At 54.2% G+C, this 696-nt stretch carries 1 protein-coding gene; it reads right to left on the bottom strand.

Annotation, left to right across the window (positions count from 1 at the left end; translation table 11 throughout):
- Positions 1 to 285: 285 nt before the first annotated feature.
- On the bottom strand, positions 286 to 696 hold a 411-nt coding region (locus ABD002_RS19460), incomplete at its 5' end, for a replication protein RepA (RefSeq protein WP_343794259.1).

The following is a 696-nucleotide window of genomic DNA, read 5'->3' as shown; positions in this document are numbered from 1 at the left end:
TAGTGCACGCTATGTTAGATGACACAAGATAGACCAAATCAGCGCACAAGATAGACCAAATCAGCGCATAGCACCGCCGCAAGGTAGACCAAATCAGCGCACAAGATAGACCAAATCAGCGCGGATAACTTGCTGTTTCAACAGGCTTTTCCACAGCGCTTAGCGGGCGGGACCGCTTGGAGTCGGCCTAGGATCAATCGAATCCTTAGCCATAGACCAATTCAGCGCTGAATAGCTTGATAGTTACATAGATAACTATGTAACTATGTAGACCAGATCAGCGCATCATTTCTGCAGTTGCTTCACATGTGTCGACGAGGGAATTAGCTGTATTCCGTCCTGCTCGACTTCGAGGCGGAGCGCTGGATAAACCGTGTGAACCTTTGTTAGCGCCTGGAGTAGCTTCCGTTTGAAGCCCTGCCTGCCCTGCGCCGTATCGGCGTAGTCCGCGCCGAATTGCAGCTGCAGGGCTTTCCAAGGAATGTCAGTACGGCGCCGGAGATAACTCATCCGATAGGTCGTCCATGCGTACAGATCCAGAGCCAAGGGCGAATTCTTGAGCACTCGCAGGGCACGCATGTCCAAGGGCACCGGGCTGTCGGTGATCGCATCGAAGAACCGCTTGCTAAGGACGACGTAGGACTGCCACAGCGTGTCTTGGCCAGGCACCTTCGGGTTCCACCACAGCGCGGCCTC

It is taken from the genome of Dokdonella soli (assembly GCF_039523175.1).
Classification (GTDB): domain Bacteria; phylum Pseudomonadota; class Gammaproteobacteria; order Xanthomonadales; family Rhodanobacteraceae; genus Dokdonella_A; species Dokdonella_A soli.
The sequence above is the reverse complement of the archived record's forward strand: the minus strand, read 5'-3'. Positions and strand labels throughout refer to the sequence as shown.